The 14,023-nt window shown below is 43.1% G+C and carries 9 protein-coding genes; all 9 read right to left on the bottom strand.

Features of this window, described 5'->3' with window-relative positions; all coding sequences use genetic code 11:
* Window positions 1-9: 9 nt before the first annotated feature.
* Entirely contained in the window at window positions 10-993 is a 984-nt protein-coding gene (locus ACQ4LT_RS05120; protein ID WP_445664944.1) for a DUF5107 domain-containing protein, read from the bottom strand.
* Window positions 994-1,046: 53 nt separating this feature from the next.
* Complete coding sequence (locus tag ACQ4LT_RS05115) at window positions 1,047-3,527, bottom strand: sugar-binding domain-containing protein (protein ID WP_445664943.1); 2,481 nt, start codon at window positions 3,525-3,527, stop codon at window positions 1,047-1,049.
* 65 nt (window positions 3,528-3,592) lie between these two features.
* Window positions 3,593-5,995 (bottom strand): glycoside hydrolase family 2 protein, encoded by a 2,403-nt coding sequence (locus ACQ4LT_RS05110; RefSeq protein WP_445664942.1) that lies wholly within the window; start codon window positions 5,993-5,995, stop codon window positions 3,593-3,595.
* 13 nt (window positions 5,996-6,008) lie between these two features.
* Entirely contained in the window at window positions 6,009-8,618 is a 2,610-nt protein-coding gene (locus ACQ4LT_RS05105) for a membrane or secreted protein (RefSeq protein ID WP_445664941.1), read from the bottom strand.
* A gap of 36 nt (window positions 8,619-8,654) precedes the next feature.
* A complete protein-coding gene (locus tag ACQ4LT_RS05100) occupies window positions 8,655-9,872 on the bottom strand; it encodes a glycoside hydrolase family 53 protein (protein WP_445664940.1) in 1,218 nt (405 codons plus the stop codon).
* Window positions 9,873-10,030: 158 nt separating this feature from the next.
* On the bottom strand, window positions 10,031-11,050 hold the full coding sequence (locus ACQ4LT_RS05095; RefSeq protein ID WP_445664939.1) for a LacI family DNA-binding transcriptional regulator: 1,020 nt from the start codon (window positions 11,048-11,050) through the stop codon (window positions 10,031-10,033).
* Between the two features lie 243 nt (window positions 11,051-11,293).
* Window positions 11,294-12,328, bottom strand: coding sequence for a porin (locus ACQ4LT_RS05090; protein ID WP_445664938.1), 1,035 nt, complete (start codon window positions 12,326-12,328; stop codon window positions 11,294-11,296).
* 111 nt (window positions 12,329-12,439) lie between these two features.
* Window positions 12,440-13,147 carry a phosphate signaling complex protein PhoU gene (gene phoU, locus ACQ4LT_RS05085; protein WP_445664937.1) on the bottom strand — a complete coding sequence of 236 codons (708 nt, stop codon included), beginning with the start codon at window positions 13,145-13,147 and terminating at the stop codon, window positions 12,440-12,442.
* 39 nt (window positions 13,148-13,186) lie between these two features.
* Complete coding sequence (gene pstB, locus ACQ4LT_RS05080; RefSeq protein WP_445664936.1) at window positions 13,187-14,017, bottom strand: phosphate ABC transporter ATP-binding protein PstB; 831 nt, start codon at window positions 14,015-14,017, stop codon at window positions 13,187-13,189.
* Window positions 14,018-14,023: the final 6 nt, after the last annotated feature.

The raw sequence follows: 14,023 nt of genomic DNA, 5'->3' as shown, positions 1-14,023 counted from the left end.
TTAAAATGTCTAAAGATGTTTTTGCCCATTCAAAACAGATATATCCACTTCCCAGCATTTGATGCTCATCGGAGATATTTGCTGCTGATCACCCCACTTGCACGCTTTAGCAAGGGAATCGGGACGAGCATTACAGGGTTCTAATGCCAAAGTATATTCTGTTTGCTTAGCATCTGCCGGCCATCCTCCATAACACAGCCAGAGTCCTAAAAAAGGAACCTGATCTGTATTAAATGAAAACAGCAGGGTTTCATCAGTCTGCTGTTTATATAGCCCGGCTTTGCCATTGGTTAAACGATCAGAAAACAACTTGACCGCAAATTCTAATGATTTATTCTGTACGTAATTAAAATCAATATTTGAAATATTCCCAAGTATTTTTGGCCATGTTAACCGATCTCCTAAATCCCCGATATTGGGGGCTGAAGCCCAATTCAATACTACTTCGGATACCTCATCCGGCAGCAATAACTGGTCATCTTTTGCTATATCTAACAAAGGGTGGGCAGACCAAATATACTCGAATGGCACTTCTTCAAAACTTTCTAATTCATACGTAATCTGGATAGTTCGGCCATCCAGTTCGATATGTTTTGCAAACCGATAATTTAACTGTTCCCCGTGTGTCCACAGTGAAATAGCATTCTTGTGCTCTTGACACTTCCATGGTTTTGTCCAGAGCTCCCCATGATCAGGAAGTTCAAGTACCTCTCCGTTAAACTCATATTTTGAAGGAGAAACATTCGGAAAGCATTCATCAAATCCGGCAGCATAAGGAGGTAAAAATTCCTCTCCATAATCAGGCTGGGAAAAGAGATGGTAATCTATAGAGGGTTCTTTTAAAAACTGAGTGCCTGTCTTTTTACTCTCAAGTTTGATCATCTTTCCGCCTAAATCCGGTATAATAGCAATCCTCAGCTCTTCATTTTCGAGCTCTATAACCGGTAAGGTTTTCTTTTTGTGCTGTTTGATACCTATAGTATCTGAATCCATAAGAATTCGACCCTTCGATTAATTGAAAATATTTAAATACACGGGGTTTCTTATCACTGCCAGTAATTGAACGTATCTTCTACTTCGTGGGTATTAATCTCCACCGATTGATTCTCCATTCCCTCCACTTTCGCTGTCACTGTAATTATTCCTGCTGTTCGGGTTGATTGAATGATTGCCAAAGCCATCCCATTAAAAGCTTTTCTGTAATCGGCTTGGTGAGATGTATGATCCTGGGGATCGCCATTACCAATTCCAATAATGTTTCCCTCCCCTTCGATCTCAAAATCAATCCTGTTATTTGCGCGGGGAACAACATTTCCATCTTCATCAACCACTTCTACTTTGATATGAGCCACATCACGTCCATCGGCCGACAGCTCATCCTTATCAGTGCTGAGACGAATGGCCGCAGCTTTCCCGGTCGTTTCAATTTCTTTCGTCACGACCACTTCACCATCTTTTTTACCTACCGCTTTTATGGTACCGGGCTTATACACCACATCCCACGCAGCGTGCAGATCGGCGGTAGTTGCATCGACCGGATCTTCATCATAGCAACTCCATCCACAGGTGGTTCCTTTTCGGGGAAATGAAATCCTCTTTTCGCCATAGTATTTGTCGTTTACATATAGCTCTACGGCATCTACATTTGTATAAGCCAGCACAGGTATCACATCGCCTTCATACCCTTCCCAGTTCCAGTGTGGAAACAGATGCAACATGGGCTCCTCCGTCCACTGACTTTTATAGAAGTAATAGGAATCTTTGGGAAAACCTACTAAATCCAGCGAGCCAAATGAGGCATGCTTGTTCGGCCATCCTGCTTCACCCAGGTAATCGATGCCCGTCCACATAAAGTCTCCAATTACATAGTCGTGGTTGTGGACAAACTTCCAAAGCTCGGCAACGCGAATCATATTCGAGTTATAATTCGGTTGCACAACGGTAGAATCACCGAGTGAATAATCCCCTCGTTGAGCCACAATATTGGGGCTTTCAGTGCCAATGTATTTCCAATCGGGATGATCAAGCTTATCAACAGTATATACCAACTCTCGACGGTTGGTCCAGCGGTCGGCATAGTTATAGCCTACAATATCCAGGGCATCTAAAAATTGCTCTGTAGTAGGAGCAGTAGTATCCCCAATATGGTCGTTACCGGTGGTTACGGGACGAGTAGGATCCATATAATGGATGGTGCCCATCAGCTGCTCTAACGTTCCTACGCCTTCTTCAGGCATCTGTTCGCCGATTTCATTACCCGCACTCCACATCACCACAGACGGGTGATTGCGATCACGCTTTATGAAATCTTTCAGGTCACGCTGCCCCCACTCTTCAAAATACTTGTGATAAGTATACTCTCGCTTACCATAATTCCATTCATCAAATACTTCGTCCATCACCAGAAAACCCATGCGATCGCATAGATCCATAAATTCGGGCGACATCGGGTTATGCGCTGTCCTGATAGCGTTAACACCCATGGCCTTAAGTTTTTCAAGGCGACGCTCCCAAACACCAATAGGTACTGCTGCACCTACCGGACCTCCATCGTGATGCAGGTTTACGCCGTGCATTTTTACATGCTCCCCATTCAGGAAAAAGCCTTCGTCCGTTTTATACTCGATATCGCGAATTCCAATAGTAGTCTCGGTACGATCTATTTCCTTGTCCCCCTTTTTAATAATGGTTTGCAAGGTGTAAAGCGATGGGGAATCAATAGACCACAGCTTCGGATTCTGGACGTTGAGCTTTTGCTCCAGAGTCTGCTCACTATCAGAATCAATCACAAAATTGCTATCCGCTCGGGCTACTTCAGTCCCGTTTTCATCAACTAATACCGCCGACAATATGCCCTCTTGATCCGACCTCATCTCATTACTCACATCTGTCTGTACATCAACAACTGCATGATCTTCGTTTGCTACAGGAGTCGTCGCATAAACGCCCCAGTGGTCAATATGAAACGGATTGGTAACAGTCATCCATACATGACGATAAATACCTGTCCCCGAATACCATCTCGAGCTGGGCTGTTTGGAGTCATCCACCCGAACGGCAATAACATTTTTACCCTCCTGTAGGTACTTATCGACATCATATTTAAAACTTACATATCCATATGGCCGATGTCCCAGATGATGACCGTTAATCCAAACGTCACTATTCATATAGATCCCATCGAACTGCAGCCACGCTTTCTTATCAAGCATATCTTTGGGGACCGTAAAGGTCTTGCGATACCAGCCAATGCCCGTCGGGAGATATCCCCCGCTTCCTCCGGTGGGATAATCCTCTTTGAAACTGCCTTCAATACTCCAGTCGTGCGGTACATCGAGCTGACGCCATTCACTGTCATCAAAATCAGGATCTTCTGCATTTTCAACATTCCCGCGCGTAAAACGCCAATCCAAATCCATGGAATAGCGCTGACGGCTCTGAGCTTCCGAAAAGTCCGGTATCATCAGAATTCCAATAAGCACAAATAAACAGATCTGAACTGCTCTACTCAGTGTGTTTAAACTCATAATAATTTTAATGCCTTGTTATTTTTAAACAGATATCCAATAAGGCAATCGATATACCTTTCCTGTTATTTATTATTCTGAGAATTTATCTCTATTGGCTTAGTTGCTTCTTTTAAATCCTCATTCGTTGCGGTAACGGTCACTGTTCCGGGTGTATCCCCTGCTCGAAGCAATATCGTCGCTATGCCAGCTTCGGCACTAATGGGATTATCACCAATTAACTCTGCATCTCCTTCTACAGTAAAGCTGATATCATTTTCAGCATCAGGCACAACGGTCCCGTTTTCATCCACTACCGAAGCATACACAAAAACCACATCCTTCTGTCCGGCCTGCAGCGACTTGTTGCTTAAGTCTACATTCAAATCAATAGCAGAAGGTTCACCGGGTGTAGTCTGGCTATGCTCAACAACTTCTCCATCGATATATCCAACCGCCCGCAGGGTTCCCGGCTTAAATTCATCTATTTCGAAAGTGAATGGTGGATGTCTCAAATGAGAGGAAACACGGTTACTGTCAGGCAATTTACCTCCCAACGACTCACCGTTTAAAAACAGCTCTATTTCTTCGGTATTGCTATACACTTTGATCGTTTTAAAAGTGGAATCGGACCAGAAATTTGCGATATGAATCATGGGTTTGCCAAACTTGGCATCGGCATCCAAGTTGGGCCCGGCCTGACTCCGATAGAAGTAATAGCTAAACTTGGGGATGCGGAAAATATCACGAATACCGGAAGCTTCTAAGTTATTGGCATAGCCGCGATTATAGTCAAACATTACCCAGTTGGCATCGCCGAAAGCACTACCCTGCAAGTTGCTGTTGTGGGCCTCCTGAAAATTAAGCGCCTGTTGTGCCAACCGCTTTTGTCCATCGCCGCGCAACTGACGAGAATTTCGGGCATCCTCTGTCAGATCTTCAAATTCATCCTGATTAAACCCGGCGTTATGTGCATAATATTCCCAATCACCATATTCGGCGATGAAGTACGGCTTATCCTTAGAATAGTCATTCCAATAGTCTGGCGGATCGGCATGCTGACGGGCCGGAATAAACACATCGTAAGCGTAATCCATCCACCCGGAAGAATAGGTATTATCAAACGGCAGCTCATCTTGGACGATTGCATGTGCACTATCCATGAACGACTCCGTCATATCTGACTCGTTGAGCGAGGCTTCCCAAAATACAATGCTTGGGTGGTTACGATCGCGGCGAATCATGTGACGAATATCGCGATAGGCCAGCTGCTGAAACTCTTGATTTCCAAAAAACTGCCAGCCGGGAATGGCGTTCATAAACAATAGACCAAGTTCATCGGCTGCATCCAGAAAGGCTGGCGACGGAGGATAGTGAGCAGAGCGAATAAAGTTAAATCCAGCTTTTTTTATTTTATATGCATCTCGATACTGAGCATTATCCGAAAGCGCGTAGCCAATATAAGGGTACGACTGGTGGCGGTTAGTTCCGCGTAAATGTATAACTTCACCATTGAGTACAAACTGGTTATTCTCATTAAAATGGAAGGTGCGAATGCCGATTTTCTCCCGCTTGGAATCGACTACTTCTCCATCCTTTTCAAGTGCTACCGTAACGGTATAGAGGTAAGGATTATCGGGCGACCATAGATTCGGATTCTCAACAGTAAATTGCTGTTCAACCTTTTTAAACGTTTCTTCAGCAATTTCTTCGGTGGATATTTCTCCTTCTGCAATAATATTTCCCTGTTTATCATGAAGTGTCGTTTTAACTGAGCCCTGCTGTGGTCTGTCGTACGAATTCAAAATATCGGCCTGTACGCTAACGGTCGCCGACTCATTGGTTACATCAAAAGTCCGAATCAACAGTCCACCACCTGCTACACGTCCGGCTGCGATGGGATCGGAGATATGTAGTTTGTCATCAATAAGCAGATATGCGTTGCGATAGAGCCCACTAAAATAATTGAAGTCAAGATTTTCTATGGGTTTTCCCGGCGGAATCGTAGGATTATCCTCGTTATTGAGTTTCACCAACAGCACGTTTTCCTGATCAAACTGCACCTCGTCAGTGATATCCACTACAAACGGCAAGTAGCCGCCTTTGTGTTTGGTCAATTTTTCGCCATTTAGATAAACGTCGGCCTCATGCATAGCTGCGCCAAATTTAACGGCAACACGCTTGTCGCTGTTTTCGGATGCAACCTCAAAAAACTTGCAATAAAAGGCCGTGCCCTGCCACTGCTGATCCTCAATTACAAGTGGTTCAATATGGGCTGTATGCGGGAGAGAAATATGCTCCCAATCAACCTCACTCTTCTTCTCAAAATAATCAGCCTCTACCGTTGTGTCGATACCCCGGGCAAACTGCCAATCACTATTAAAATTCAGGGTGGTCCCATCCTCAAACTCTTTTTTTGAACTTACAGAGGAATCACATCCCAATCCCAAAACGGTGAGAACGAGTAGTAAAGGTAAAAGCTTTCGCATAATTATCTGCTATTTAATTTTTTGATTGTTCAATCCATACTGACTCCACGGCAAAATTGCTGTTCTCTTCCACCACTGAGCTCCCATCAGCCGGAACAAAGACGAATTGTATTTCTTCTATCTTTGATGGATCAAGAGTCCCATCTAAATCTGCCTTAAACCAAAGCGGTAAAAAAGTGGGATATGGTCGAGGGAGCAGCATCATCGAATCAGACTTAAAAGCAGAGAATGGCAACTTATGCGTCTCAAACTGATTCGACAGCTCAATTATTGAACTGTACGAAGTGCCATCCTCCAACACCACTATGGCTTTTATATTTCCTCGCACTTTACCTCCTTTTACGTTCACCGCAAATAAATCAGATTGGTCAACTGACTGTCCTACATGCTCTAATTTATCTCCCAGAATAAGATTCCAGCCCAGCGTTTCATTTTCTTTCGTTAGATCTTCACCGGCAAATGCTTGTATCGCACGGCTGCCGGCAGTATTTGTGGATATAAGCTCAAAACCGTTGTCGCTGTTCCAGGTTGTGAAAGCAGTATTTATATTATCGTATCCATCCTCGGCGGCCGTAAATAGATCAATTGCAGCATCAGTTTCATAAGCCTCCATATGGTATTGCTCATCGTGATGATAGTCCCAATCGCCGGGATGCCCCTCATATCCGCCGGGAAAGGTGAGCGTTTTATCTTCCCGATCTACGGTAATCCAATAGTTAATGGTGCCGGGATATAATTCGTCGGCCGAAATGCTTGCTTCAAAGGTATAAGTAGATGTTTTTTTCATAGAAACATCTTTGGTCTCCCAACCACTCTGCATCACCAAACTCACTTTGTCAGTATCTTTTAGTGAAGCTGCTTTTGCTTTAATGGTGAGGGGTTTGTCAGCTCGAACACCGGATGGAGATTCATGTCCGACAACCGGCTCACTGTTTGTTTCGGGCGGAGTTACAAACTCATTAATGCGAATATTGCCCATTTGATAATCATTAGCAGGAAGATTAGTAGCCTGTTTATCCCGATACACTAAATAAGCCCCCGGCGATATCGTAAAAGATCCATCCTTAGCCTGTATCTGTTGATCATTGCCCTCATTGATCCCTTTCACCTGAAACGAATTCCCAAGATCAGGTAAGTCAATAATCATATTATGACTTTTCCATTCAATCCACGTCAGTCGTTTATCGAGGGCGACAACGTCAAACGGATCGCGAATTTGAATGGCATCAGGCATTACTTCGAGGCGCCAAATGCCGTCGCTAATCTTATCCAAAAAGTAGGCGCCTGCCCCCTCGTATGAAACCAACGGCGAACTGCCAACACCGGCAACGTGTTTTAACGCCTGAGCGTCTTTCGGGGCGGTTTCCGTATCATTTGAATAGAAAAAAGAAGTATCGGCGTTAAATTGACTTAATCCCTTTTTGTGGCTCACCTCAAAATCTCCAAATGTATTATTCTGCGGATACCGACCATAGCTTTTATCTCGTTCAAGCTGATGGAATGCCGCGGAGGCAATTTTCATACTTACTGCTTTCGACGGCGTATATGCCATGTTTAAATAATGCGTCCGGTAATCGGTATTGACGTGACCCATAGCCATAGGATCGTAGGCAAACTGCGAAGCCCATTGAAAACCCGCCTCCCGAAAGCTACGTGCCATAGCCGGATAAGTGTACGGTTTCAGAAAATCGGCAGAATCAAACTCATAAACCATTTGCGCCTTGGTTCGGAAATTTTCTTTGTCCGCAAAAGGAATGGGATACTCATCAATATAGGGCAGATAATTTTTAGTGATCTCCTCCCCGCCTACCAATCCTCCGGGATACCACTGAAAGGTCGTGCCGTCAATATCGGCATTCATAACCCCTTCAGCCATCGACGGATTCTGAGCGATGTTATAAAATATCGGTTTTTTAAGTCCATTATCACGCAGGTGATCAGCCAGCATATTTATATAGCTGGTCACCGAATCCTGACTGCCGCTATGAGTAGGCTCATTATCAATCTCAATAGCAATAATATTGGGATCTTCCTTATAGGTAAGTCCGGTATATGGATTTTTGTGATTTATAAACTCCGTGAGATACCGCTTGATCACCGGCCAAAACTCAGGATTCTTGGGCGCTTCTTCTTTGGAAATATAATTAGCAAAACCATTTGTTTCGGTCGGTGGCTCGGGGTACCCATTGTCATAATAGGTGATGGGCGTAAGTACTGCTTTGATGCCCCGCTGTTTTAATTTTGCCAACTTGTAGTCAAGCAAATCCAAATGCTCATTTTCTACCAGATGTCCGAGACTGTCACTGATCTCCGTATCCCATACATGCAGGCGGAATCCGTCAAAACCGAGGCGAGCAAAATGGTAAACATCCTGATCTATAATTTTTTTATGACTCCTTCCTAACTGATTGATAGCGCGGTAACTATGGGCAAACGGTGGTGAATAATTAACGCCAAAAAAAGCGGCTTCCTCACCTGAATCAACAAAGCGCATTACGCCTTCTTCATCCACTTCTACCAACGATTGTTGTTGGGCTTCCGCAAGCTGCATAACTCCGGCAGTCATCAGAAAAACCCAACCAACGCAAAGAGTTTTCAGAAAAGACTTGCTATCTGCATTCATAAATCCTAATCGCTTATTCCATTTAAATTTTATCCGCTAATTGCTATCGTAATCATAATCGATATATTCGATACCCTGATGGACATTGCCTTCAAAGTCGAAAAGCGTATTATTTTCCCATGATGAGCCGGTCCCCCATCGGTCTTTCATGTCGGATGTAATCCAAGCCGGCTCCCAGTACATGAGTCCCGTTCCGCCACCGTCCATAATTTCTTTTGTAAGATCAATCATAAAATTGCGCTGACCTTCTTTGGTGGCAGGATATCCATCCACAAGCGCACTTTGCCCGAATTGATTGTTATAGTCATCAGCATAATCCATCGTCCACGGATAAGCCGCCTCCACAATCATGACTTCTTTGTCAAAACTACTGCGAAAATCAGAAATGTAATCACTAATTTGATTCAGTGACACCTCAGACCAAGGCGTATAATAGGAAAAGCCGATGATCTCAAAATCAGTTACACTACCTGAAGTGGTAATATTGTCAAACCACCACTTCACATTTTCAGGCTGAGCGATATGCAGAATAATTTTAGTGTCCACATCCGAATTGGACGACACATCTCGGACAGCTTGGATACCGCTATTGATTACTTCGCCGGTATTCGACCAATTTTCATTACAGACATTAAGCGGAGGAAAACCCTGCGGTGCATTGGAATACAGGAGTCCGCAATTGATCTCATTGCCGATTTGCACATACTCCGGCATCAAGCCTTCATCTTCTAAATGCTGCAGAGTTTCTGTGGTATAGCTGTAAACAGCATCCTTCAGCTGCTCCAAATTAGTAATATCTCTCCAGGCCTCGGGAATATTTTGTTGTTCGGGATCAGCCCAAGTATCCGAATAGTGAAAATCCAGGTTAACGGCCATATCATGTTTCTTGGCTTCACCAATGGCACGCGTCACATCGGCAAGATCATTATACATTGGGTTATCCTCTCCCTCGTACACATTGGCCGTCCACTCGGGATCATGCCACAGCCGAAGACGTACCACATCAGTCCCATAGTCGCTGAATATTTTATAGGGATTTTCGACCGCGCCAGAATCCCGATACGTACCCCCGTGATCTAAGATCTGATTCACATACGACAGGTCGGCCCCCATCAAAAATTCAGTCTTTTCTTCAGCTGGAGGATTTGATTCATTTCCGTCATTTCTATTGTTATCACCAATGGTAGGCGAATCCCCCTGGCAGCCCAATATTGACAAGCTTAAAATAACAAGTGAAATATATTTCCGAGCCATGGGAATATGCCCTAAAAGTTGAAACCGGTTTCACAGAAAATACTTATACCAAATGTTAACGATAACATCACTGATTAAAAATATAATACAATAACAGAATTTATCAAACAGGATTAAAGCTGAAATCTATTTTTAGAAAGTTTAATGACTAAAAAAACTTAACAACCGCAGGAAGATCGTATTTTAAGCGTAGTGGGCACTTCAATTTTTTCCACAGTTGTATCATCCTCTTCAATAACACTGATCAGTTTTCTTGCGGCCCGTTCTCCCATTTGGTAGGCAGGCTGATGTACGGTCGTCAGCGGAACATCCAGTAAGGAGGACCGGATGTCATCCGTAAATCCTACAATGGCAATATCATCAGGAATTGTTAGTCCGTACTCTTTGATGGCTTCAATAGCACCAATGGCGGTGGGGTCATTAACCGAAACGATAGCCTCGGGAAGCTCTTCTCTCCCCTTTTCCAATAGCTCAATCATTGCCTCATATCCGGTATCCTCTTTAAATCCAGCCTGAATAATCCACTCTTCATTTAATGCTAAATTATGGGCATTGAGCGCTTCTTTATAGCCCTGTAGTCGCTCTTTACCGATAGAAACTTTCTGTGGTCCACTCAGGTGGGCAATTTTGGTATAGCCATGTTCTGTAATTAAGTGCTCCGTTATTTTCTGGCTACTCTCCCGGTCATTTACGCTTACGCAACTCGCTCCGATATTTTCAATACAGCGATCAAAAAATACTACTTTTGCACCCCCTTCAATGATGCTTTCATAAAAGGAATAATCCTCACGGGTCAGGGATGATGAAATGAGTAGTCCATCCACGCGCTGACTCCGTAATGTCTCAATCGCTTCCTTTTCACGACTAAACAACTCGTTGGCATTGGTTAGAAAAAGCTGATAATCTGACTTATACGCGACTTCCTCAATACCCCGAACTACTTCGGGAAAAAAAGCATGGGTGATTTCAGGGATAACAACACCAAGCGTATGGGTTTTTCGGGAAACTAAACTTTTGGCCACTCGATTGGGAGTATAGCCCATACTCTGAGCTTTTTCGCGGACGCGCTGCTTCGTTTTTTTATCTACGTTATCCCGATCATTTAAAGCACGGGAAACAGTCATTGCTGAAACGCCCAACGCATCGGCAATATGCTTTAGAGTAACTTCGGAGCCCACAAAATCAGTATTCGTTAAAATTACACAACGGCCTAATGTAACCAGCTTTATGGATTAATGTTAATACCCGTTAAATACTCACCTTGATTAATTAATGCAAATGGGACAGGTTATCGAACTATGCTACGAATAATGTACAATGGAAGTATTAATACCCCCTCGCCACTTCGCGGTACTCCTCTCGAGGGGAGAATTATTTTGACCAGTTCCTCCAGGAAGCTTTATTCAGAATAAACTTAATGACTAAAACTCCCAGGAAAGCGTCAGCCGTGGTATAATATCAGTATCCGGTGAAATACCCTGCCCATTTTTTCCATATATAATTGCTTCGATATTGGGCATCAGGTGTACCTGATCAGCAAGTAAAAAGTCGGCTCCTCCAACGAGAAAGGTAGACTCTACATCCTCAGCAAACGGAATGTACGAGTTGCCACTGCCGCCCATATATCCGTCGAAAAGATGATCGGCACGCAAGAATCCTTTTGTTGTATCATTTATTTTAAAATTGGTAAACACGGATACAAGATCCAGGCTCTGTGCGGATAAACCAAGTTGCCCCTCATGGTACTGGTTAGAATAAAGTGCGCCTACATTCAGCTTTTCAGATTCATAGCCTCCAAAAAGCTGTGCGGTATAGCTGTCGGGATCGTTAGTCTGACTGTTATAATCCCCGTATCCTTCAATAACAATCTTGTCGGTAAGATTATACCCCAGTGACAACATTACTTTTTTACCTCGGTTGACATCAGGCTTGTTGCCGTTCCCATTCCCAACAAATAAGTGATAGTTGAGATCTCCTGCCTGGCCAAGTCGCCCTTTAAAAGCTAATCCAAAATCGCGTGAACTGCCGAAATCGTATAAATCTTGCGGCGATTTTTCGACAGACCGATAGCCCCAAACATCTTCGGTTAATCCAAACGTAGGAGAACTTGAGATACCAGCTAAAATTTGATGGTTCTCATTTTGCCATTTCAGATAAGCATCTTTGACGTTGGGTATCATCTCTGTACCAGATTGAAAGTCACCGGCCGAATTCATTTCAAGACGAACTCTTGTAGAAATGGATTCATTCAGATCCCGATTATAGGTCATATAAATACGACGAAACCAAAATCCATTTTTCCCGTCTATATCTTCGTTGTGATGCTGGGCCATCCAGTAATAGTCACTATAAACCCGCCCACTGAGGGTGGCATCATCACCTATGGTGATTTGTGCAAATGATTGCGTGGCAGAAAAACCAATAAATAGCAGGCATAGTAATGCTAAGCGTTTCATAATAATTTTTGTTTTTTGTGCTGATCAGTTTTTACTTAAATAACTGCAGAAATTAGTAAGGTACTTGGCGGTAGGATTCGTAAAACTGCAGTTTAAATCCCTATTTAAAAACTACGACTTATCCGGTTCCCCGTGGTCGTTATTATTTTTTGTTTTCATCTTTTTATGCTTGAGCACCTTGGCTTCAAGATAGAAGATGAGCTCTTCGGCAATATTTTTCGACAAATCTCCCACTCGTTCCAGTTTTCTGACGATCGAAAACAGATACAAGTAGTTTTTGGTCTGACTGACATCCTGCTCAATAAGCTCAGCCGTTGACCCTGATACCTCTCTGTTTATTTGATTCAAAGTCTCATCCAATCGAAAAACTTTTCGTGCAAGTCCTGTGTCTTCGGTGATAAAAGCATTAAATATATTACTCACCATTTTGTTTGCCGTATCATACATTTCATCAAGACGCATGGTTTTCATGTTCTCTTCATCTATTTTACGCCCAAAATCCACAATGTATTTGGCTATACTGTTAGCATGGTCACCGATTCTTTCCAGATCAGAATTTATTTTAAAAGCCGCCATCACAAAACGTAAGTCTACGGCTACCGGATTATGCAGAGCCAACAAATTTTCGCAATCCCGATCTATGGTAAGTTCCAGGCTATCTACCCTTTTTTCGTTGGCCATTATCTCGTGAGCTAACTCCTCATCAAAATTATCAAGCGCTTTTTGTCCCTTTTCAAGCTGATTTTTAACCAAAAACATCAGCTCCAGAACGTTATCTTTTAATAACTTAAGTTCGCTGTCCAAGTGTTGTGGTGCCATTATTAAAGAGTTTTAAATAGTTGACTGACTGATAAATTATTATCCAAATCGTCCGGTAATATAGTTTTGTGTGCGATCTTTCTCCGGATTGGTAAATATTTTTTGCGTATCGCCGTATTCTATTAACCTACCCATATACAAGAAAGCGGTGTTATCACTTACGCGGGCCGCTTGCTGCATGTTATGGGTTACAATAACGATCGTAAATTCCTTTTTAAGCTCGTGAATCAAATCTTCAATTTTTCCGGATGATATTGGATCAAGCGCCGAGGTAGGCTCGTCCATCAACAGCACCGATGGCTTTACCGCCAGTGCCCGGGCAATACAAAGTCGCTGCTGCTGTCCACCCGAAAGAGCCAGCGCCTGTTTTTCCAGTTTCCCTTCAATCTCGTTGTAAAGCGTAGCTTGTTTCAGCGATTCAATAACGCGATTTTCAATAAATTCCTCATCTTTAACACCTTGTATGCGCAACCCATAGGCGACATTTTCATAAACAGACTTTGGAAAAGGATTCGGTTTTTGAAAAACCATTCCTACCCTTTTGCGAAGCTCTTCTACTTTAATCGACTCGTCATAAATATTCTTATTGTCTATCAGGATCTTACCATTCATGTGGAAGCCATCAATATTGTCATTCATGCGGTTAAACAGCCGTAAAAATGTTGATTTCCCACATCCCGAAGGACCAATAAAAGCCGTTATGGATTGTTCTACGATATCTAGGCTGATATTTTCAATAGCCTGAAAGTCATCGTAAAAAACATCTATATTTTTAGCCTGCAGCTTGAAAGAACGGTTATTGGGGTTCAGCTTTGGCTTAGTTTTCACTTTTGACGTTTCAGGTTGTTGACTTGTTGTTTCCGAATCCATACTAAT

The sequence above is a fragment of the Fodinibius sp. AD559 genome (genome assembly GCF_052712805.1).
Note: the sequence above shows the minus strand (reverse complement) of the source record. Positions and strands in the feature narration are given on the sequence as shown.

Excerpts from the sequence above, each read along its gene's own strand:
- ACQ4LT_RS05090 (WP_445664938.1), bottom strand. The coding sequence starts at position 12,328 with ATGAAACGCTTAGCATTACTATGCCTGCTATTTATTGGTTTTTCTGCC.
- phoU (WP_445664937.1), bottom strand. The coding sequence starts at position 13,147 with ATGGCACCACAACACTTGGACAGCGAACTTAAGTTATTAAAAGATAAC.
- ACQ4LT_RS05120 (WP_445664944.1), bottom strand. The coding sequence starts at position 993 with ATGGATTCAGATACTATAGGTATCAAACAGCACAAAAAGAAAACCTTA.
- pstB (WP_445664936.1), bottom strand. The coding sequence starts at position 14,017 with ATGGATTCGGAAACAACAAGTCAACAACCTGAAACGTCAAAAGTGAAA.
- ACQ4LT_RS05105 (WP_445664941.1), bottom strand. The coding sequence starts at position 8,618 with ATGAATGCAGATAGCAAGTCTTTTCTGAAAACTCTTTGCGTTGGTTGG.
- ACQ4LT_RS05110 (WP_445664942.1), bottom strand. The coding sequence starts at position 5,995 with ATGCGAAAGCTTTTACCTTTACTACTCGTTCTCACCGTTTTGGGATTG.
- ACQ4LT_RS05100 (WP_445664940.1), bottom strand. The coding sequence starts at position 9,872 with ATGGCTCGGAAATATATTTCACTTGTTATTTTAAGCTTGTCAATATTG.
- ACQ4LT_RS05115 (WP_445664943.1), bottom strand. The coding sequence starts at position 3,527 with ATGAGTTTAAACACACTGAGTAGAGCAGTTCAGATCTGTTTATTTGTG.